Here is a 20,531-nt window from a genome sequence, read left to right on the forward strand (position 1 = left end):
ACTGCACTCGGGAGGGTGTGGGAGAGTAGGACGCCGCCGGACTCAACGTGAAACAGTAGGCCCACCCGGGAACGGGTGGGCCTACTGTCGTTTCCAGCCCCAAAGCCGGCTCGGCGCCGGCATCGTGAATTTGGGTGCAAATCAAGGTGGGCGGCGTCGCTAGCCCTGGGCGGGTTCTAGCAGTGTGGGAGTGCGGCGGGCCTGGCGTTTTGCTTTGGCCATTCGCCATAGGTAGGCGGGGGTGGGTGGGACCCAGCGGAGCTGGGCGGCCATTCCCAGGTCGTCGCGGTTGGCCCAGTGCTCGATGACCAGGCCGTCTTGCATGCGGAACCAATGGGTTTGGGTGATGGTGAAAGTGTGGCCGGTTGGTGGGAAGGCCTGGGCTACCTCGCCGTGCTCGTCGTAGGCCACGAAAGCGCCGGTGTGGCGGCCGGACATGGTGCAGTGGACGGCGATCAAGTTGCCGTCGGCGACCGTGTCGTGGACGTCGAAGGTCAGGTCCGTGAAGGCGGCTCGCAGCCAGTGGGCGGTTGCCGCGAACGCGGCCGGGCCCTGGCCGCGGCAGGGCGGGGGCTCGGCCTTGGCCTCCCGGTTGGTTGCTTGCGGGTGGACGACGTCGGTCAGGTCGGCGAGATTGCCCGAGGCCATGATCGTCATGGAGCGGATGCAGAGATCGGTGTCCAAGGTGCGCATGATGCCCTCTCGAGATATCGGATACTGTTAAGCAGTATTCGATACGGTTGGGCGGTACTCAATGTCTCGTCGTGTGTACGACAACTCCGGGCGGGCCGAGCAGGCGCGAGTCACCCGCCGCCGCATGCTGAACGCGGCGCGGGAGCTGTTCGTCGAGCGGGGGCCTCTTGCGGTCACCATGCGCGACGTGGCTGCGCAGGCTGGTGTCTCGGTCGAGACGGTCTACAAGACGTTCCGTAGCAAAGCGGCGCTGATCAAGGACGTGTATGACGTCACGCTGGCCGGGGATGACGAGCCCATTCCGATGATCGACCGGCCTGAGCACCGCGCGGTGTTCACCGCGTCCACCCCTCGTGAGAAGGTCGCCCGGTATGCCTTCGCCGCCCGCCGGATCAGTGAGCGGGTCGGGCCCCTGCTGGCCAGGCTGCTGGCCGGCGCCCGCGGCGGCGATCCCGGGCTTTCGCGATTTCGCGAGACCATCAATCAGGAGCGCCTGGCCGGAGCCGAAGCCCTCGTACGCCACCTCGCGGCCACCGGCGGCCTGCGCGCCGACGTGGAGCCCGGACGGGCCCGCGACGTGGTCTGGACGCTGATCTCGCCCGAGGTGTACGAGCTCCTGGTGACCGATCGTGGTTGGTCGCTCGACGAGTACGAGCAGTGGCTGGCCCAGTCCTTCACCGACGCTCTCGTCGAGTGACCAGCGCCCCGACTCAGCCGGCTGCGCTGAGGTGGGGGCGTTGCATGGCGAGTGGGAGCGTCCTGGTTCAGCTGGCTGCGGTGAGGTGCAGGGCCGTCACGTAGCGGGCGGGGGCGCTGGGGTCGGGGGCGGTGGGGGCGAAGTGGGACAGGAAAGCGTGCTGGAAGCAGGCGCCCAGGAGGAGGTCGGCGGTGGCCTCGGGGTCGGTGGTGGGCGGGATGCGGCCGGTCTGCTGTTCCGCCTTCACGTAGGCGGCCAAAGCCTCGTTCACCTTGTGTGGGCCCGCGCCCAACTGGCGCAGGCGTGTGCGGTGGGTGTGGAGGATCGCCGGCTCGGCGAAGATCGAGGCGAACAAAGGGAAGTTGAAGTGGTAGAACGCGATGGCGGCGGACGCGATCGCGGTGAGGTTCGCTTCGACGGTGTTGGTTCCCGGGCGTACGGCCAGGGCGCTGTGCAGTGGCTGGAAGCCGGGGGAGCGCTCCTGCAGGACGCCCAGGAAGATCTCCGACTTGTCGGCGAAGTGTTTGTAGAGGGCGGCCTCGGAGAAGCCGGCCGCTTTGGCGATCTCCTTTGTGGTGGCCTTGGCCAGGCCACGTTCCTGGATGACGCGTAAGGCGGCGTCCAGGATGAGGTCGCGCGTCTGAGCCACGGCTGTGCCCCTCTTGACTGGTGAGTGTTCACTAACCATCCTAGAGGTTAGTGAACACTCACTAACCAGAGAGTGGGGGATCGTCGTGCGGATCGTCGTGTTCGGGGCCAGCGGGCGTATCGGATCGATGGTGGTCAAGCAGGGGCTGGTGCAGGGGCACCAGGTCACCGCGGTGGTGCGGGAGGCCGGGAGGCTGGATGTTCGTGCGGATCGGCTCGATGTGGTCGTGGCCGATCCGTTCGATGTGGAGGCGGTCGCGAAGGTGGTGGCGGGGCACGATGCAGTGCTGTCGGCGCTGGGGCCTCGGGCCGGTGGGCGGTCGGATGTGTGCGGACGGGCGGCTACCACCATCACCGAGGCGATGCGCCGGGCCGGGGTGGTGCGGCTGCTGGTGGTCTCGGCCAGTGGGCCGTTCGTCGACGGTGGGGACGATCCGCTGACCAGGTTCGTGGTCAAGCCGATCGTTCAGCGGATCCTGCGGGAGAGCTTCGCCGACCTGGTGGCCGCGGAGAAGACCGTGCGGGGCAGCGGGCTGGAATGGACGATCGTGCGGCCTTCGCGGCTGACCGACAAGCCCGCGACCGGGCGCGAGCGCCGATCGCTGGACCGGAACTTGTCGTTCGGGATGTTCACGCCACGAGCCGCGGTGGCCGGCGAGATGCTGCGGAACCTCGACGACCCGGCCACCGTCGGCCACACGATCGCGCTGGCCAGATGAGAGCCGGCCGAATGAGGCTCGTCATCACGCTCAGCCGCGCGACAACACGCGGGTGAGGGCTGAAGTGGCGCGGTCGACGTCGTCGGCTGTGTTGTAGAGGTAGAAGCTCAGGCGGCAGCTGGCCAGCGGGTCCAGGGCCAGCGCGCGGTGCGCCAGCGTGGCGCAGTGGCAGCCGGCCCGGGACTCGACGCCGTGGTGGTTCAGGCCCTCGGCCAAGGTGAACGGGCTCACGCCGGCGACGTTGAAGGCGACCAGTGGTGTGCGGTCGTGAGCGGCCGGGGGTCCGTACACCCGCAAGCCTTCGATCTCGGCGAGGGCGTCGAGGGCCCGGGCCGTCAAGGTTCTCGTGTGGTGGGCTATGCGGGCCATCGCCTGCTCGATGGCGTGGCGCGGGAGCGGGGTCTCCGTCTCGAAATAGCGGGACGGGCCGGTCAGGTCGAGCAGGAAGCGCAGGGCCTGGGCCGAGACGATGACGCCGAGGATGTTGGGAGTGCCGGCGGTGTACTTCCACGGCAGACGGTTGTAGAGGACGCGGTCGGGGGCCACCTGGCCCTCGGCGATCATGTCGCCGCCGTACAGGAACGGCAGGGAGTCGGTCAGGAGCTGCTCCTTGGCGTAGAGCACGCCCACGCCGAACGGGGCGAGCATCTTGTGGAACGAGAAGCACAGATAGTCGACGTCCAGGGCCTGTACGTCGACGGCGGAGGTCGGCAGCAACTGGGCACCGTCGACGGCGAACAGCGAGCCACTGGTGCGGGCGATACGCCGTACGGCCGCCAAATCGGTCTTTGTGCCCATGAAGTTGGACGCGCCGGTGCAGGTGATCAGCTTCGTCCGGTGGTCGACCAGCGAGGCCAGATGGTCCAGGTCGAGGCGGCCGGTGACGGGGTCGAAGCGGGCGGTCCGGCACTCGACGCGCCGGCCGAAGCGCGGCAGGATCTCGTGGGTCAGCGCGTACCAGGGGACGAAGTTGGAATTGTGCTCCAGCATGGTGGTCACCACGTTGTCGCCGTCGCGGAACTCGGTCATCAGGGAGTACATGACCGCGTTGAGCGCCTCGGTCGTGTTGCGGAAGGTGGCGACGCAGCGGCGGCTGGGCGCGTTGAGCCAGGCGGCGATGGTGTCGTACGACGACTCGAAGAGCTCCGTGGTGCGGCGCGAGGCGCTCGACTGGCCGCGGTGGACGTTCTCGTACCAGGGCGCCAGACGGCGGTAGAGGTCGAGCAGCCCGCGTGGCGGCTGGGTGCTGGCCGCGTTGTTGGTGACGGTCCGCCCGGCCCGGACGAAATCGAAGTGGGAGCGGATCCGCGGCAGGTCGAGCTCGAGGTCCGCGCTGTGGGTGAGAGTCACCGGTCCAGCGTGCGAGGGCGGCCCGGGACGAACCTGCGGCCAACCTTGAATGCCCAGGTGAGCGTCGAGTCTCGGACAGAGCGGGCCCGGACGGCGCGGCAGGCGTCACGCTGTGCTGATGGCAACCCGGTTCCAGCTGTTGGGCGCCGTCGAGGCCCGAGCCGGCGGCCGCGTGCTGGAGCTCGGCCATCGCCGGCAGTGCGCCGTCCTCGCCGTGCTGCTGCTGGAGGCGAACCGGCCGGTGACGGCCGGTGAACTGGTCAACCGCGTGTGGGGCGGGCGCGCGCCGCAGCGGGACCGGGAGACGCTCTACGGCTACCTGTCCCGGCTGCGGGGCGCGCTGGCCCCGGCCGGCGACGCCCGGATCATCCGCCGGGCGTCCGGATATGTGCTGACCGTGGAGCCTGAGGCGGTGGACGTGCACCGCTTCCACCGGCTGGTCGCCTCGGCCAGGAAGATCGACGACTGCTTGGCCGCTCTCGAGGCCTACGAGGAAGCGCTGGCGTTGTGGCGCGGCGAGGCGCTGCCCGGACTCGACACGCCCTGGCTGAACGACCGCCGGGACGCTCTGGACCGCTGCCGGCGCGAAGCCGGGCTGGAGCGCAACGAGCTCGCGCTGCGCTGCGGGCGGCAGGCTCGGGTGCTGGACGAGATGTCCGCCGCCGCCGCGGCCCATCCGCTGGACGAACGGCTGGCCGGGCAGTTGATGCTCGGGCTCTACCGGGCGGGACGGCAGGGCGAGGCGCTCGACTGCTACCGGCGGCTGCGGACCCGGCTCGCCGACGAGGTGGGGGTCGACCCCGGCGAGCCGCTGCGGTCGTTGCACCGGCGGATCCTGCGGGCCGACCCCTCGCTGGCGGCCCCGGTCGCGCGGCGGGTGCCGAGCCAGGTGCCGGCGCCGCCGTCCACGTTCACCGGCCGGGCCGCCGAGCTGGCCCGGCTGTCCGAGCTGGCCCCCGGCGCCGTCGGCGTCATCGTCGGCCCGGGCGGCGTGGGCAAGACCTGGACCGCGCGCCGCTGGGCGCACGAGCACCGCGCCGGCTATCCGGACGGGCAGCTCTTCGCGGATCTCCGCGGGTTCGACCCGGCCGGGCCGCCGGTGCCGGCGGCGGTGGTGATCCGCCGGTTCCTGGACGCGCTGGGGGTGGCGGCCGCGTCCGTGCCGGCCGACCCGGACGCGCAGACCGCGCTCTACCGCAGCCTCGTCGCCGGCCGGCGGATGATCATCGTTCTGGACAATGCCCGGGACAGCGCGCACGCGGCGCCGCTGCTGCCCGGCGCCGCCGGCTGCGCCGTCCTGGTCACCAGCCGGCACGAGCTCGTCGGGCTGGTCACCGCGCACGGCGCCCGCCCGGTGGCGCTGGGCACGCTGGGCGACGACGAGGCCCGGCGGCTTCTCGCCGGTCACCTCGGCGGGGACCGGGTGGCGGCCGAGCCGGCCGCGGTGCGGGCCCTGCTGCGGCACTGCGCCGGGCTGCCGCTCGCCCTGGGCATCGTGGCCGCGCGGGCGGCCGTGCATCCCGGTCTGCCGCTGGCCGAGCTCGCGGCCGAGCTGGAGGACGCCGCGACCCGGCTGGACGCGCTGGACGGTGGGGAACTGGCGGTCAACGTCCGCGCCGCGCTCTCCTGCTCGGCCGAGGCATTGAGCGAGGGCGAGGCCCGGCTGTTCGCCCTGCTCGGCAGCGCGGCCGGGGAGGACGCCGGTCTGGACGCCATCGCCAGCCTGGCCGGGCTCCCGGCGGCGGCCACCCGCGGCCTGCTGCGCGGGCTCACCGCCGCGCATCTGGTCGCCGAGCCGCGGCCGGGGCGCTGGCACATGCACGACCTGGTCCGGCTCTACGCGGCCGAGCGGCCCGGGGCGGCGCCGGACCGGCCGGCCGCGCGGCGGCGGCTCCTCGACCACTACCTGCGGACCGCCTACGCGGCCAACCGGGCGCTGGCCCCGCTCCGGGACCCCATCGACCCGGGCCCGGTCGAGGCGCCGATTCCCAGCGAGGCGCGGGCCACCGCCTGGTTCGCCGCGGAGCACGCCAATCTGCTCGCCGCCGTCGCGGCGGCCCACGACAACGGCCTGGACACGCACGCCTGGCAGCTCGCCTGGGCCATGGCCACCTATCTGGACCGGCACGCCCACTGGCGTGACCAGGCCGCGGTGCACCTCACGGCCGAGGCGGCGGCGCGCCGTCTCGGCGACCGGGCGGCACAGGCGTACGCCCTCAATGGTCTGGCCCGGGCCGAGATCTGGCTGGGCCGATACGAACAAGCCCGCGCCCATCTGAGATCCGCCCTGGAGCTGCTGGACGATCCGGCCGGGCGGGCGCACCTCCACCGCGCCCTCGCCCGCAGCCACGCCCGCGACGGCGATCCCCGGCAGGCGCTGGCGCACGACGAGCAGGCGCTGGCGCTCTACGCGGAGGCCGGCCATCGATGCGGGCAGGCCACGGCGCTCAACGCCATCGGCTGGCACCACGCCCATCTCGGAGAGCAAGAGCAGGCACTGCGTTTCTGCGTACGGGCCCTGGCCCTGCACCGGGACAACGGCGACCGGCCGGGCGCCGCGGCCACACTGGACAGTCTCGGCTACATCCACCGCCGGCGAGGCCGGCACGACGAGGCCCTGAGCTGCTACGGACAGGCGATCGAGCTCTTCGCCGAGATCGGCGACCGCTACGAGATGGCCGACACCCTGATCAACCTGGGCGACACCCACGCCGCCGCGGGCGACCCGGACCGGGCGCGGACGGCCTGGCAGCTGGCCATGTCCGTGTTCGAGGAGCTGGGCGTGCCGAGCGCGTCGTTGCGCTCCAGACTGCGACCCGCGGGGAACCTTTCGGCGCGCTGACGTCTTTCGTAGGGGTGAGTCGAAGCCGGGCGGACGAGGGGACGTGAACTACGCCATGGAGCGCATCAGGGACCTGCTGGACGAGGCGGTGGGGGAGCTCGAGCCCTCGGATCCGGATCCCGTGGCGGGGGTGATGCGGCGGGGGCGGGCGGTTCGGGCCCGGCGGGCGGCGGTGGCCGGCGTCGTGGCGGCCGTTCTCGTCGGCGGTGGCGTGGCCGGCGGGTGGCGGATGGCGGCCGAGGAGCCGCGGCCGGCGGCCGGCGACGGGTGGGTCGCACCGCACGTCGTCGACGGCGTGGTGGTGGCGGGTGCTCTCGAACTGCCTGTGCCGGACGGGTGGCGTGTGGTGGTCGCGGACGAGGCGGCGCCGTGCGAGAAGCTGGAACGGACGATCTTGCTGGTCATGCCGGGTCAGGGGGGATGTCAGAAGGCGCCGGTGGAGATGAGGAGGGCCGTCAGCGGCGGTATCGGTGGCGTCCTGTTCGGACCGGTGGCCCCGGAGGAGCTCGGCGGAGGCCCCTTCACTTCGCTGGCGTCGCTCACCCTGCGCGGTGGTGAGCCGGCCTGGTTGGTGAACGGTGTGGGCTCACAAGAGCCGGACCTTCGGCCGTACGAGGGGGACGACTACCTGAGCCTGCTCCTGCCGTGGTCGGAGACCATAATCGGGCTCCGGATGGACGGGGCGGCCAAGAAGGAGATCGTCGACTCGATGCGGAGCGACCCGAGCCGCGCCGGTGTTCTCGCACTGCCGGAGAACGCGTCCTCGGTGAGTCTCACCCTGCCGGACGACACCGGGCGCATCCGCGCGGCTGGGCGCATCGGATCCGACGATCCGACGACCGCGGCGGCGGTGCTCAGGCTGTTGCGGGGGCAGACGGACGTGGTCGGCGACGCGGACGCGTGTGCGGGGCCGGAGCAGCTCAACGCCCGGCTCGTCCTGCGAGGCGCCGGCAGCTATACCGTGATCATCTCGTTGGGGGAGCGCTGCCAGGAGGCGGTGTCCTCCGCCGGTGGGCGGGTGCGGTTGAGCGACGCCACGGTGGCCGAGCTGAAGCGGCTGTTCGGGATAGCCACGGTGGTCGCGAAGTGAGCGGCGCACCGGCCGGGTTCGCCGAGTTCGTGAGCGCGCGCTATCCGGCGCTCGTCCGATACGGGGCGCTGCTGACCGGCGATCGCGGCCACGGGGAGGACCTGGCGCAGGATGCGCTGGTCAAGACGTACCGGGCCTGGCGCCGGCTGCACCCGCGGGGCGACCCCGAGGCGTACACCCGGCAGGTCATGGTCCGTGCGGCCTGGCGCGCGGGGCGAAGGCTGTGGCGGTTCGAGCTGCCCGCCGCCGTCCTGCCCGACCGGCCGGCGGGCGGCGACTTCGCCGAGAGCCAGAGCACCACCGAGGTCGTGCTGGCGGCGCTGCGGGCCCTGCCCGCCGGGCAGCGCGTGGTGCTGGTCCTGCGCTACTGGGCCGGCCTGTCCGAACAGGAGATCGCGGCCCAGCTGGGCTGCTCGACCGGCACGGTCAAGAGCCGCGCCAGCCGCGCGATCACGGCCCTGCGCCGGGCCGACGGACCGCTGGCGGACGCCTTCACCCCGGCTGGGCGGCGGCACGCCGCCGCCCAGCCCTCGGAGTAGGTCAGGCGCCCGCGCTCGCCTCGGCCGCCGCCTCGGCCAGGGCGGCCTCGGTCACGGCGACGGCGAAGCCGAGCGCCTCGGTGATCGCCGTGGCCGCCTTGAGGACGCGCGGCGCCCCGACGATGGGCGCGATCGCGACCAGCACGTCCTGGACGTCGGTCAGTTGCAGGCCGGACTCCACCGCCGGGCCGATGTGCAGCAGATAGGAGGCTGGCGGGGCGTCGACGGCGGCCAGGGCGGCGATCCGGGCCAGCAGCAGCGTTCCCGGTGCGAGCTCGGTGCGGGCGAGCGCGACCGCGTTGATGTCGATCAGGGCTTCGAGGACGGGTGCTTCTCCGGTGGCCATCGGCGTTCCTTCCGCGAGTGGGCGGCGGTGGTCGGATCCTCTGCGCCGCAGCCCCGAGTCTGACGAGGCGACCGGCGTACCTCATCCTCCGGACGGGATGAGGATGAGACGGCTACCGGGCCGAGCCGTACTCGAGCTGCCCGTCCATCAGCACCGATCCGGTCTTGTGGTCCTCCACCCGTACGCGGAGGATTCCGTCCAGGTCGTACGTGTAGGTGATGTCCAGCCGGGCGTCGTCCCGGCGCCGGCGCTCCGGCAGCGCGATCTCCCAACTGGCCAGGACCACGTTGTCCTCGTCGTCGAGCGGGCGGGCCGGGTCGCCCTCGACCACGTCGAGCAGCACCGACTCCTGGAAGTCGTTGGTGGGCCAGGCCGGCTGGGTGTTGCTCGCCGGATACTTCGTGTTCCGGCCGATGATCTCGCCGAAGAACAGCTCCCGGCTGTCCCGGGCCATGGCCACCAGGCCGAGCGCGTGCTCGGTGCCGACGAAGAAGTCGAGGTCGGTGATCTCGCCGCGGAGGATGCCGGCCGCGACCGCCGCGCCCTCGGCCACCGCGGACATCGGATCGACCGTGTCGTCCGGCTCGACGCCGACCAGGCCGGCCACGAACTGCCGTACCGCGGGGATCCGTGAGCTGCCGCCGACCATCACGAGATGGTCGATCGGGCCGGGGCTCTCGCTCAGGCAGGTCTCCAACGGCCGGCGGGTGCGCTCGATCAGCGGCCGGATGGCCGACTCGAGCAGGGCCCGCCGGACCGCGGCGTAACGACCGTCCGGCAGCTTCACCTCGGCCTCGGTGGTCTCGGAGAGCTGGATCTTGGCTAGTTCGAGGCGGGTACGGAACTGCTCGCGCTCGGCCGGTGTCCAGTCGGCCGCGCCGGGCAGCTCGCGCCGCAGCCGGGCCAGGAACGCCCCGTCCAGGTCCATGCCGCCGAGCCGCTGCACGCCCTTGGACGCCTGCTCGATGAACGTGCCCTCGACCGCCTCCAGGACCGTGACGTCGAGCGTGCCGCCACCCCAGTCGAAGACCAGGATCCGCCGGTCGGTGCCGATCCGCCGGGCGTGCGCCATGGCCGCCGCGGTCGGCTCGTTGATCAGCGCGAGCACCTTGATGCCGGCCTGCGCCGCGGCCTGCTTGGTGCGGAGCCGGGCCCGGCCGCGGCTGTTGGACGGGATCGTCACCACCGCCTGGTCCAGTGGCTCGCCGGCGCGGTCGCGAATCTGCCGGAAGAACAGCTCGGCCACCAGCTCCGGGTCCAGCTTCCGGCCGTCCACCTCGATCGGGTCGTCGCTCGCGAGCAGGCGTTTGACCGCCTCGATCCGGCCCTCGGCGCGCAGCTTCATCGGCCAGCCGAACGCCGGCTCGCCGTCCTGATAGCCCATCACCGAGGGCAGGACCCGGTTGAAGCCGTGATGCGCCCACTCGGCCGGCAACCGCTTCTCCAGCGGGACGGTCTCGGGGCCGTCCGGCGTGGTGCGGGCCAGCACGCAGTTGGTGGTGCCGAAGTCGATGCCGTACGAGCCGGTCACGCGGGCCTCCCGGTCAGGGTGCGGGCGGTGGGGTCTGTGCGGAACGCCGTGACAGCTCGCGCCGCAGCGCCTCGCGGGCGGCTTCGGCGCGCAGCCGGACCAGGGCGGCCGCGACGGCCGCCTCGTCGTACGGTCCGGGCTCGGGCGGCGGCGCGAAGACGCCCGGCTCGCCGGGCGCGCCGCAGCCGGGATCGGCCGGCATCCGGTAGTAGCCCATCTCGGCCTCGGGCGCCGCCGGGCCGGCGTCGATGCGCTGCAACGCCCAGGTGAGGTCGGTCTGCCAGGCCCGCGCCTGGGCCGGGTCGGCCGGCAGCGACTTGACGCGGCGGGCGAACGCGGCGTTGGCCCCGGCCCGCCCGGTGCCGAAGGGGATGCCGAGAATCAGGTACGGATTACGTCGCTCCATGTCAGACGGTCCTCCGGCGCAGGTACGGGATCGTCGTGCGGGCCTTGTCGTGGAAGGCCCGCATGTCCTTGCGGAACTGCGGGTCCACGGTGAGCCCGTCGGTGAGGCGCAGCAGTCGCTCCGAGCGGTCCACGTGGGCCTCCAGGTCCTTGACCAGCTGACGGCGCGCGGCCTCGTTCGGCTGGTTCTCCTCCCAGGTGCGGCCGGCCGACTGGGCCAGGGTCGCCATCCGCTTGTCGAAGGCGTTCCAGAAGCGGATGGCCGTGTTGCCGATCGTCAGGGCCGCCCATCGCACGTCCTCGGCGAGCGACTCCTCGACAGTGGCCAGAACGTCGGCTTCCAGCTCGCCCGACCGCTGCCAGTACTCGTCGACGGCCCGGGCCAGCGCGGCCTCCCCGGGCAGCGGCCGGCCGAGGCGTGGCGACCACTCGGCGGTGGCGATCTGCCGGGCCCCGGCGAAGGCGCGGTAGCGGATGCGGTCGGCGAGCGACAGCATGCCGGCCTGAGCCAGCGTCTCCACGGCCCGCAGCGCGTCCACCGTCTCGGGCAGCCCGGCCAGGCCGGCCGTCAACCGCCGGGTCTCCGTCTCCACCCACGCCGGTCGTCCCGGGCGGCGCCACAGATCGGCCAGCGCCGCGGCGATCTCACCGAGCCCGGCCGTCGACGGCTCCTCCTCGTAGGCGGCCAGGGCCTGGAAGTAGCGGTCGTCCCGCCGCCGCGCGGGCAGCGGGGCCGTCGCCAGCCAGGCGCGATCGTGGCGGAAGGAAAGCGCGAGCAGCTGTTGATGAAGGTCGTCGTCGACGGTGAGATCGAGCGCGGCCCGGATGATCGCCACCAGGGTCGCGGAGGGCTCGTCGTGCTCGATCACCCTCCGTACGGCCGCCTCCCGCAATTGATCGTCCTCGGCCAGACGCATGATCTGGGCCAGATGCGGCAGCGCGGCCGCCGCGTTCCGGGACGAGGCGACCAGCATGGCGTTGACCGCGAACCCCGCGCCCTTGGCCTCGCCCAGCTCGCGCAGCGCGTCGTCGACCCGGCCGAGCTGCCAGTACGCGTAAGCCGCCACGTTGCGCGCCTCGGCCCGCAGCGCCGGGTCCTGCGCCGCCTCGCCCACCCGGCCGGCGATCCGGAGGGCCTCGGGCCACAGCCCGCCCCGCAGCGCCGGATACGCCGTGCACAGCTCCAGCCAGAGGACGAACCGCGGGTGCCGCTGCGCGACGCCGTCGGCCGGGTAGAGCTTGCCCTGTGCGGCGTTGGGCCACAGCCGCGGCCAGGTCGTCGGGTCGGCGGCCACCTCGTCCGGCACCGACCGCCGCCCGGCGAAGCCGATCGTGACCGCGTCGGTCAGCCGGATCACCTCCCGCGCCCCGGGACGCAGGTCCTCCTCCCGCAGCCGCCGGGTGGTCACGTAGTCGTGCAGCGCCCGATAGTGCCGGACGTCCGGCCCGTCACCGAGCCGGTCCCCCGGCGCCTCACCGGTGAGATAGGCGCGGCGGGCCGCCTCGGCGGCGAAACCGGCCTCCGCCGTCTGTTCCGCGGTGGCGAGGCCGAGCCGGCACCGGAGACTGGTCGCGGCCGGCTCGGGCAGCCCGTCCGGCAGGTCGCTCAGCACCCCGGCCACGGCGAGCCGGTCCAGCAGCGCCGGCGCGAGCAGCGGCACCAGGTCGCCGGGCACGCTGTCCGCCTCGCCGGTGACGGCCCGCTCGTACGCGGTGAGAGCCCGGGCCCGGCGCCCCTCCCCGAACGACCGGCCGGCATAGCGGCGGGCAACATCGACGACGTCCGGGGTCGTACGGCCGAGGACCGCCACCATCGCCGCCGCGTCGTCCGAGCCAGAGACGAACGGGGCCAGCACCGCCACCGCGGCCGGCCAGCAGTCCCGGGTCGCGAGCAGGGCCGGGAACACGCTCAGCAGCAGGCCGACCCGGGCCGCGTAGCCGGTCTCCGGCAGCTTCGCCATCTGGTCGAGCGCCGCCGTCAGGTCGCCGCCGTTCACCGCCGCGTGGGCCCGGTACCACGCGATCTCGTGGTCGGTCAGGTCGAGCTCGGCCGGCAGCGGGCGGCCCTGCGCGATCAGGTCGATGGCCGCGGCCCGCCGGGCCCCGAGGGGCGCGCCGCCGAGCCGCGGCGCGGACCGGCGGCGCAGCACACCCCGAACGGTCCGTTCGCCGCCGGGCGCCGGGGGATCGAGCGGCACGCCGCAGTCGCCGCAGACCTCGTCCCCAGTGGACTCGCCGCCGCAGGATCGGCACCACTCAGCCATGGGCGCTCCGCCGGTGCCAGCCGCTGTCGGCGCGGAACACCCAGTCGCCCACGACCATCCCGTCGACCAGCCGGTCGCCGTCGGTCGGCGGCGCCGGCGCCTGGGCCCGCGGCGTGCGGAGCCTCGGGGCCGGCATCTCAGCACGGCCGGAGGTCCGGCGCAGCGCGTCGTGCCATTCCCGCATGGTCGGCCGGTCGGCGGGCCGGTCGGACAGCGAGGCGAGCAACAGGTCGGCCGCCCGCGCGCCGCAGGCCCGGCGCAGCACCGGCGCCGCCCGCACCGGATCGCGGTTCACCGACCGGTCCTGGCCGTAGTCGAGGATCCGCACGATGAGCAGCGCGAACTTGTAGACGTCGGTCGCCTTGTTCTGCGCGGTGAGAGCCGCCGTGCCTCGGGCGGCCAGCGCTTCGGGCGGCTCCCAGCGTGGAGTGTGCAGCTGGCTGCCGAAGGCCGAGGCGTTGCCGACCAGCCGGGCGCTGTCCGTGTCGTAGATCATGACGGCGGGGTGCTCGGGGTCCGGGTCGTAGACCAGGTTGCGATGCGAGATGTCGCCGACCACGACGTCGGAGAAATGCATCAGCCCGTATGCGTACGCGATGTGGGTGACCAGTTCGACGCGCACCTCCTGGGAGACCGGCGCCACCCCGATCCGGCGCATCGTCATGACGTCGCCGAACAGCTTGTCCGCCTCCCGGGGCACCGAGCGCACCTCGCCGTCACGCCGCGTGACCCGCTGGAAGAACCGTTCCGGCAACAACGGCATGATGATGCCGTTGGCCTGGCCTTCGTCGTCGACGACCAGCCGCACCGGCCACACCACGTGCTGATCCCAGCGGGAGCGCTGCCTCGGGTCGAGCCGGCCGCGCAACTCGACCATGGCCTGGAGACCGGGCGTCAGGCCCGGCCCGGCGCGCTCGCGGGTCCGGGGCGTGTACTCCTTGTAGGCCAGACCCTGGGGAGCGTCCACGTCGAGATCCTCGGCGGCCAGGTGCGGCAGCCCGTACACCGTCGCCGTCCCGCCCTGGCCGATGTGCTCGAGGTGACCGAGCGACCGGCGGCGGATCACCAGAGCGTCGCTCACGGCACACCGGCCCAGATCGTCACGGCGGTGCGGTCGTCGGTGAAGGACTTGCGGTAGAAACCCACATGCCCGGCGTACGCCAGCAGGTCCGGCGGGCGTTGCCACATGGTCGCCAGGAACCGCCCGACCACGCCGCCGCCGGAGCCGAGCGGGTCGCCCAGACCGTCCGAGATCACCACCAGCGCCTGGCCCGGCCGCAGCATCCGGGCCTGCGGCCTGATCGCCGGCACCTCGCCGGGCAGCGCGGTCACGGCGGTGGACGCGATCTCGGCGCCGTCGTTCTTCACGGCGCCGAGCGGGGTCCACGTGCCGTCACCGAGCAGGAGCGCTGTCGAATCGCCGGCCAGCACCGCCACCAGCGCCGGATGCCCGCCGTCGGCCAGCGGCTCCGCCGCCACCGCGAACACGACAGCGGTCGACGACCCCCAGCCGGGCTCCTTGCGGATCGACTCGCTGGTCTCGGCCACGATCTCCGGCCATCCGAGGGAGTTCACCGACGCGGTCCACACCTCGGCGTCGCCCGGCGGGCCCAGATCGCGGAGGAACTGCGCCAGCCGCATGGTCGTGGAACGGCAGACCAGATCGGCCGCCAGGTGCGACCGCGGGCCGTTCGACACACCGTCCGCCACACAGCCGATCAGCCATCGGTCGTCGCCGGTGGGCCGCACCAGATAGGAGTCCTGGCGCACCACGCCGGCGTTCTGATGGGCCAGCCCGCGCTGGCTGGTCGCCCGATACGTGAGGCCGCCGAGCCGGCCACCGTCGAGCACAGTGTCGGGCCGGACGCCGTCGGGGCCGCCGGCCGGCATCGGCTCGACCTCGGCCTGCCGGCCGGCGTCCTCGACCACCCAGCGGCCGTTCGCGTGCGGAAACCAGTCCGCGCCGGCCGTGGCCTCAGATCCAGTCGTCATCGTCGTCGTCCGGTGGCACGAACCCGCCGCTCTGCCCGGCCTCGTCGACCGACTGGGCCGACGCCACGATGCTGCCCAGCAGCGCCTCGGTCGCCTTGGCGATGGCCGTCTTCGGCTCGACACCGGCCCGGGCCACATAGCTGCGCATCGCCTTGGCGCCGGTCTTCGGATAGACCCACGGGTCGAGCGCCTCCTTGGTGGCGGTGCCGACCCCGAAGACCAGGATGTTGGGCCGGGCCTTGAAACCAGGATCGGTGAGTTCCTTGTACGCGGCCTCGAGCTCCCCGTCCTCGTCGGTCGGCTCGCCGTCGGTGATCATGAAGACGACCGGCCGGTAGACCCGGAAGTTGTCCTGGCGCAGCTGCACGACATCACGCTCGATCTCCTGCCGCAGCAGCCGGAACGCGGCGGCGTACGAGGTGCGGCCCCGCGTGGTGAACTTCGGGATCATCGGCACGTTCCGCAGATCGCCGAGGCGCAGCACGACCCGCGCGTCGTCCGAGAAGTCCATGGCGCCGAACCGGACGATGTCGGCCAGCATCGGGCTGGCGTCGATCGCGTCGGCCACCTTCGGCATGATCTCGTTGGCGCTCTCCAGCGCGCCGCCGTAGGACATCGACTGCGAGACGTCCACCATGACGTAGAACGCCAGCACGAGTGTGCGGTTGTCCTCGGTGGCGCGTTTTTCGTCGGTCATCGAGCTCCCTCCTGGACCCTGCTGAGACGGCGTATCAAGATGGGGCTGTGCCGCGCTTCGACGAGCCGACCCGGGCCCTGCGCCGGTTGCTGCGCGCCGACCCGGAGCTGGCCGGTGAGCCGCGCCGCCTGGGTCGCGGCCTGCTCGACCTGCTGCCCCACGACGACCGGGCGGTGCGGCTGCTGGCGCTGGGAGCCGAGCTGGGGGTGCCGGCGCTGGTAGCGCAAGGGCGGCCGGCCGACGCCCGCCGGGCGCTGATCGACCGGGCCGGGCTGCACCCCGAGGCGGCGGGCTGGGTGGTCGAGACGTGGCGGGCGGCCGGCGGTGAGGACCCGGCCGGCGGTTTCGGGCCGGTCCGGCTCGCGGCCTGGCCGGACGGCACGCTGCTGGTGGTGACCAGGGAGGAGCGCGGGGTCTTCGGCGCGACGGTCGGCGCCTCGGGTCCGTCGCAGTGGCGGCTCCTGGCGCCGTCGGCCGGCCCCGGCGGCCTCGCCGTCTCCATGGAGGGGGAACGGGTCGTCGTCGCCTGGCCACAGGCCGGCGGCGTGTACGCGTGCGAGGCGTACCGGGGTGACGGCGCGTTCGGTGCCGCTCCGCCGGAGCTGGTGGCTGAGGAGCGCCCGGGGCTGACTCCCGGCGCGCCCTTCACGTTCGTCGCGGTCGACGAGACGCTCAACCAGTTCGTGTGGCCGCTGAACGGCGGCCGGATGCGCCGGGGCACGTGGCGCGCGTGGCCGTCCGACGAGCCCGACGAGAACCTGCCCTCGGTGGGTGCGACCGTGAGCACGCTCGACGTCGGCCGGCCGGCGCCGGACGTCGCCGTCCTCGTCGCGACCACTGTGGACGGGCGAGTGCTGACAGCCGAATGGAACCTGTCGAGCGGGCACGTCGCCGCCTGGCGCGAGACCGAGAGGCCCGGCGCGGCGACGGCGGCCGGGGACACGGCGTGGCTGGCGACGGTAGCGGCGGACATGCTCACTCTCAGCCGGCCAGGTGCCGGTGCGGTCTGGTCATTGCGTGCTCCCTGACGCCGGCCACGCCTGTCGCGCGGCTGTGACCACCGAGGCCGCCACCGTGCCGGCGTCGCCGAGGCGCATGGGGTGCACGGTCGCGCCCAGCCCGGTGAACGCCAGCCGGTCCTCGCCCGGCGCGCTCACGTGCAGGCGGCCGGCGAGCGGGCGGCGGGCCTCGAGGACGGCCTCGTCCCGATCGGTGCCCAGCCCGTGCGCGAGGACGAGCGTGGCCGGCGGGCCCGGCTCCATCCCGTCCGACCGCAGCTGGCTCGTGTCGTGCTCGATCGCCGCGGCCACCACGCGCAGGCCGGCCGCGAGCGAGCTGAGCCCGCCGGCCGGTATCCGCGGGATCACCGTGAGGTCGCCGGCGCCGATCAGGGCGACGCGCAGCCCCGCGTCGTCGCCGTAGGCGGCCAGGCAGAACCGCGCGTCCCGCTCGTCCGCGAGGTGCACGAGGTGGGGCAGCGCGAGATGCACGCCCTCGTGGAAGCCGTCGCGGACGGTGGAGCCCGAAGCGTCGGCCAGCACGTACATCAGCCCGGTCACTGCCCGACGGCCCGCTGGATCTTCTCGATGCCCTCCACCATCGCGGTGAGCGCGCCGGCGCCGCCGGTGAGCGTGGTCAGCAGCTCGCGGAGCCGCGCCTGGCGCGGGCGGCCGCTCGCCATTTCGGCCTGCAACTGGGCGAGCGCCGCCTCGATCTGCTGGACGGCGTCCGCGTTCTCCTGAACCGTGCGGGCCAGCTCGCCCACCGCCGCGTTGTTCACGACGATCTGGCCCCCGTCGCCCTGGAGCAGGTTGTCGGCGGTGATGTTGCCACTGATCTTGAATTCGCTCACGGCTTCTCCTCGTCGTCCGAGTCGTCGTCGGTCTTGCCGCCGGCGGTGCCCCCGCTTCCGTCGTCGTCCTCGTCGGCGCCGCCCATCGCCAGGCCGTCGAAGAACTTGTTGTTGTCGCCGAGCATGATGTTGCGGCCCTTGACGTCGCGGATGTTGATGGTCTGCTTGAAGATCTGGGACTGCTGCCGTTCCAGCTCGGACGTGTCGATCCCGTGGTCGCTGACGTACTGGACGACGACCTTGAGGACCGCCTTGCGGATCGACTTGATCGCCCGCTCCTCGTCCTCGTAGGCGAACAGCCGGTCCCGGTGCTCGGCGGCTACCGCGGCGCGGATGCCACCGACGGCGCCGTAGTCGAAGAAGGCCGACTTGCGGATGATCCGCCGCTGCACGGCCGGGCGCCGGGCGAGGAAGCGCCGCCACCGGGCGGTCATGAACAGCGTGTGCGGGGCGTTGCGGAGCAGCCGCAGCCCGGTCGGCACGGTCCATCGGGCGAGGTGCGCGGCCCGGCCGTACGGCGAGATCGGCAGATTTTCGGCCGAGGCGACGACCGGGTGCAGCGGCAGCAGCACGTACGCGTAGAACTCGGCGTACAGGTCGGTGCCGAATTCGACCGCGCGAACGAAGACGGTCACGACGAGTTCGCCGTTCCAGCTGGGCACTTCGATGCAGAGATAGGTGCGGGCGTTCACGGTCGCGTTGAGGATCGCCCGCCGGATCTCGCTGCGGGCGACCGTGGTCGACGGCGGTTGCTCGGGGTCGGGCAGCAGGCCGTCGACCGCGTCGGCCCGCGTGCCGTCCACGAACAGCCGGTTGTTGACGCGGATGCCGTCGATGCCGGCCTTGCGGACGGTTATCGACAGCGCTTTCTGCAGCTCCTCGGCGTTGACCGGCTGCACGGCCCGCGGCCGCCCGTGATCGTCCTTGGCGGCTTTGGTGGTGTCGACCTGAACGTTCCAGCGGGTGAGCAGCTTGCCCGCCCCGACGAACGGGATGCCGCCGCCGAAGACGATGACATTGGATTTGGCGTACGCGTCGAGCCGCTCCTCAACCGCATCGGGCAACCGGGCCGCCGCGTCGCGCGGATGGGGCGGCGGCCCACCCGCGAGCCGGCTGGCCCGGGTGCGGGTGACCCCGAGATGCCATCCGATCAGGACGAAGTACGCCAGGACGCCGCCGAGGAGCACGGCCAGCCCCCAGCCGAGGTCACCGGCGGTGAACCGGCCGAGACCGAGGATCAGCCCGGCACCGGCGACGATCAGCAGAACGTCCACCAGCGCGAGAACGATCACCAGTCGCCGATGCCGGCGGGCGGCCATGACGTGCCGGGCCAGCGCGACCACGTCGACGCCGTGCGTCGGCGGCACGGCCCGCAAACCGGGCTGAATCAGCGTGGAATAGACGAACCGCCCGAACGCCGGATTGAGCCACGCGTACGAGCACAGCAGCCAGTCAACCTGGGACGACTGCGGCGCCGTAGCGGCCGTCGCCGGCGGTGCGGTGCTGACTCCCATGGCGATCCCGTTGTCCGTGGGGGCGGCGCGAGGCCGATGGCTGATTCAATCGCCAGCCCTCCACGTTTGTAAAGGTTCACGCTCACGTCAAGTGATCACATGATTGCCATGAGTCTCATTTCCGACGCGGTGGGCACGGTCAGGTTTGGATCGACGGGCGGTATTCGGCGGCGGTCAGGCCGAAGGTCCAGGCGACGCCCTCACGGGCCGTGGAGGTCTGCGGGGGCACGCGCAGCCAGTAGACGCGGCTGGTGCCGTCGGGCTCGGGCGTCGAGTTGACCACTTCGACCATGACCAGGGGCTCGTCGCCGGAGAGATCGAGGCGCCACAGGGTGCCGGTCTCGTCGGAGCCGAGGTTGTGGGCGCCGGCCTCGCGCAGGTAGCGCTCGTACCCGAAGTGCTCGAGCATGACCCGGCGCAGCTCGGCGTTCTCCTCCTTCTGGATGCGGGCCACGGTCAGGGTGGGCAGCTCGGCCACCAGCTCCGGCGGGATCGGCATGCCGCGCCAGGCCCAGAGGCCGTAGCCGTCGGGGAACTCCATGGCCGGCCCCTCGCCGCGGTGCAGCCGCCCGACGTTGTCACGGGTCAGCGACGCCGGGCGCTCGGTCAGGACGGCGAAACGCTCGGTCGCCCACCACCAGCCGGCATGCCGGGCCACGGCGGCCAGCCCGGACAGCGGCGCCGCGATCCCGGGCGCGAGCCGGTCGGCCGCCTCGAAGGTGGCCAGCCACGTGCCGTCATGCTGCCCGTAGATCGCGTCGAGCACAGCCGTCCGCAATGGACGCCCGGCCGCACCGGGGAAGTCGGCGGCCAGGTCTTCGCTCAGCCGCAACCGAAGCCGGCCCGCCACCAGATCCATGACCAGCGGCCACGACCGCCGCCCGGCGGCAGCACCGAGCTGTGCCCAGCCGTCCCCACCGAGCGCCGCGACCGCCGCCTGCCGAGCCACCGCCCACGGCTCGGTGCGCACCCGCCGCCGCAGCGACGCCCCGCCGGTCTCACCCGGCGTCCACCCCTGACGTCGCAGTTCCTCGTACATCTCGGCCAGCCACGCCGGTTGCCCAGAGGGGGAGGGTGCGGTAGGGAACGGAACGCCGGCTGAAAGAGCGCCGGGGGAGGGCAGCCCGGCCGAGAGGGCGCCGGCTGAAGGGGCGCCGGCCCAAGGAGCGCCGTGGGAAGACGCGCCGGGGAGAGGAGCGCTGGAGGTGGGGGCGCTGAAGGAGGGAGTGCCGGAGGTGGGGGCGCCGGGGGTGGGGGCGCTGAGGGAGGGAGTGCCGGAGGTGGGGGCGCCGGGGGTGGGGGCGCTGAGGGAGGGAGTGCCGGAGGTAGGGGCGCTGGGCAGAGAAGCGCCG

20 protein-coding genes are annotated in these 20,531 nt (G+C 73.0%); 6 read left to right on the top strand and 14 right to left on the bottom strand.

The features are described from left to right. Nucleotides 1–159: 159 nt before the first annotated feature. Nucleotides 160–693, bottom strand: a complete 534-nt coding sequence (locus CRP55_RS40305) for an ester cyclase (protein WP_245923676.1) — start codon at nt 691–693, stop codon at nt 160–162. A gap of 61 nt (nt 694–754) precedes the next feature. Here CRP55_RS40305 and CRP55_RS40310 point away from each other — a divergent pair, with 61 nt between their 5' ends. Beyond that, nucleotides 755–1,390, top strand: coding sequence for a TetR/AcrR family transcriptional regulator (locus CRP55_RS40310; protein ID WP_097327276.1), 636 nt, complete (start codon nt 755–757; stop codon nt 1,388–1,390). A gap of 67 nt (nt 1,391–1,457) precedes the next feature. On the opposite strand, the gene CRP55_RS40315 is transcribed toward CRP55_RS40310, so the two are convergent. Next, the gene (locus CRP55_RS40315) at nt 1,458–2,039 is read right to left on the bottom strand and encodes a TetR/AcrR family transcriptional regulator (protein WP_218854834.1); all 582 of its coding nucleotides are present in this window, start codon (nt 2,037–2,039) and stop codon (nt 1,458–1,460) included. An 85-nt stretch (nt 2,040–2,124) separates the two neighbouring features. Between CRP55_RS40315 and CRP55_RS40320 the strand changes: the two genes are divergently transcribed. Beyond that, nucleotides 2,125–2,757: an NAD(P)-dependent oxidoreductase gene (locus tag CRP55_RS40320; protein ID WP_097327278.1), complete on the top strand. Its 633-nt coding sequence runs from the start codon at nt 2,125–2,127 to the stop codon at nt 2,755–2,757. A 30-nt stretch (nt 2,758–2,787) separates the two neighbouring features. Here CRP55_RS40320 and CRP55_RS40325 read toward each other — a convergent pair whose 3' ends face one another. After that, nucleotides 2,788–4,107: an aminotransferase class V-fold PLP-dependent enzyme gene (locus CRP55_RS40325; protein WP_097327279.1), complete on the bottom strand. Its 1,320-nt coding sequence runs from the start codon at nt 4,105–4,107 to the stop codon at nt 2,788–2,790. 118 nt (nt 4,108–4,225) lie between these two features. On the opposite strand from CRP55_RS40325, the gene CRP55_RS40330 reads away from it, so the two are divergent. The 3 genes from CRP55_RS40330 to CRP55_RS40340 are packed head-to-tail and all read left to right on the top strand — an operon-like array spanning nt 4,226 to nt 8,578. Next, nucleotides 4,226–6,949, top strand: a complete 2,724-nt coding sequence (locus tag CRP55_RS40330; RefSeq protein ID WP_097327382.1) for an AfsR/SARP family transcriptional regulator — start codon at nt 4,226–4,228, stop codon at nt 6,947–6,949. A 43-nt stretch (nt 6,950–6,992) separates the two neighbouring features. Continuing rightward, nucleotides 6,993–8,039 carry a hypothetical protein gene (locus CRP55_RS40335; RefSeq protein ID WP_097327280.1) on the top strand — a complete coding sequence of 349 codons (1,047 nt, stop codon included), beginning with the start codon at nt 6,993–6,995 and terminating at the stop codon, nt 8,037–8,039. Next, entirely contained in the window at nt 8,036–8,578 is a 543-nt protein-coding gene (locus CRP55_RS40340) for a SigE family RNA polymerase sigma factor (protein ID WP_097327281.1), read from the top strand. Before CRP55_RS40335 ends, CRP55_RS40340 begins: the two co-directional genes overlap by 4 nt. Before the next feature lies 1 nt (nt 8,579). On the opposite strand, the gene CRP55_RS40345 is transcribed toward CRP55_RS40340, so the two are convergent. From CRP55_RS40345 to CRP55_RS40375, 7 genes are all read right to left on the bottom strand, one after another. Further along, a complete protein-coding gene (locus CRP55_RS40345; RefSeq protein ID WP_097327282.1) occupies nt 8,580–8,924 on the bottom strand; it encodes a carboxymuconolactone decarboxylase family protein in 345 nt (114 codons plus the stop codon). 112 nt (nt 8,925–9,036) lie between these two features. Beyond that, nucleotides 9,037–10,455, bottom strand: coding sequence for an Hsp70 family protein (locus CRP55_RS40350; RefSeq protein ID WP_097327283.1), 1,419 nt, complete (start codon nt 10,453–10,455; stop codon nt 9,037–9,039). Between the two features lie 13 nt (nt 10,456–10,468). Further along, nucleotides 10,469–10,861, bottom strand: coding sequence for a hypothetical protein (locus tag CRP55_RS40355; protein WP_097327284.1), 393 nt, complete (start codon nt 10,859–10,861; stop codon nt 10,469–10,471). Between the two features lies 1 nt (nt 10,862). Further along, on the bottom strand, nt 10,863–13,124 hold the full coding sequence (locus tag CRP55_RS40360; protein WP_143235275.1) for a hypothetical protein: 2,262 nt from the start codon (nt 13,122–13,124) through the stop codon (nt 10,863–10,865). After that, entirely contained in the window at nt 13,117–14,205 is a 1,089-nt protein-coding gene (locus CRP55_RS40365; protein ID WP_097327286.1) for a protein kinase, read from the bottom strand. The genes CRP55_RS40360 and CRP55_RS40365 overlap by 8 nt, the downstream gene beginning before the upstream one ends. After that, a complete protein-coding gene (locus CRP55_RS40370; protein WP_143235277.1) occupies nt 14,202–15,116 on the bottom strand; it encodes a protein phosphatase 2C domain-containing protein in 915 nt (304 codons plus the stop codon). Before CRP55_RS40370 ends, CRP55_RS40365 begins: the two co-directional genes overlap by 4 nt. Then, nucleotides 15,100–15,813: a vWA domain-containing protein gene (locus tag CRP55_RS40375; RefSeq protein WP_097327288.1), complete on the bottom strand. Its 714-nt coding sequence runs from the start codon at nt 15,811–15,813 to the stop codon at nt 15,100–15,102. Before CRP55_RS40375 ends, CRP55_RS40370 begins: the two co-directional genes overlap by 17 nt. 47 nt (nt 15,814–15,860) lie before the next feature. Between CRP55_RS40375 and CRP55_RS40380 the strand changes: the two genes are divergently transcribed. Next, the gene (locus CRP55_RS40380; protein WP_097327289.1) at nt 15,861–16,841 is read left to right on the top strand and encodes a hypothetical protein; all 981 of its coding nucleotides are present in this window, start codon (nt 15,861–15,863) and stop codon (nt 16,839–16,841) included. Here CRP55_RS40380 and CRP55_RS40385 read toward each other — a convergent pair. The 4 genes from CRP55_RS40385 to CRP55_RS40400 form a co-directional block, all read right to left on the bottom strand. Further along, nucleotides 16,824–17,372, bottom strand: coding sequence for a hypothetical protein (locus CRP55_RS40385; RefSeq protein ID WP_097327290.1), 549 nt, complete (start codon nt 17,370–17,372; stop codon nt 16,824–16,826). The genes CRP55_RS40380 and CRP55_RS40385 overlap by 18 nt on opposite strands. Next, nucleotides 17,369–17,665, bottom strand: a complete 297-nt coding sequence (locus tag CRP55_RS40390) for a hypothetical protein (protein WP_097327291.1) — start codon at nt 17,663–17,665, stop codon at nt 17,369–17,371. The genes CRP55_RS40385 and CRP55_RS40390 overlap by 4 nt, the downstream gene beginning before the upstream one ends. Further along, nucleotides 17,662–19,179 carry an AbeC-like domain-containing protein gene (locus CRP55_RS40395; RefSeq protein ID WP_097327292.1) on the bottom strand — a complete coding sequence of 506 codons (1,518 nt, stop codon included), beginning with the start codon at nt 19,177–19,179 and terminating at the stop codon, nt 17,662–17,664. The genes CRP55_RS40390 and CRP55_RS40395 overlap by 4 nt, the downstream gene beginning before the upstream one ends. 139 nt (nt 19,180–19,318) lie before the next feature. Further along, the gene (locus CRP55_RS40400) at nt 19,319–20,521 is read right to left on the bottom strand and encodes a DUF6745 domain-containing protein (RefSeq protein WP_281260851.1); all 1,203 of its coding nucleotides are present in this window, start codon (nt 20,519–20,521) and stop codon (nt 19,319–19,321) included. Nucleotides 20,522–20,531 lie beyond the last annotated feature (10 nt).

The sequence above is a fragment of the Paractinoplanes atraurantiacus genome (assembly GCF_900215205.1).
GTDB lineage: Bacteria > Actinomycetota > Actinomycetes > Mycobacteriales > Micromonosporaceae > Actinoplanes > Actinoplanes atraurantiacus.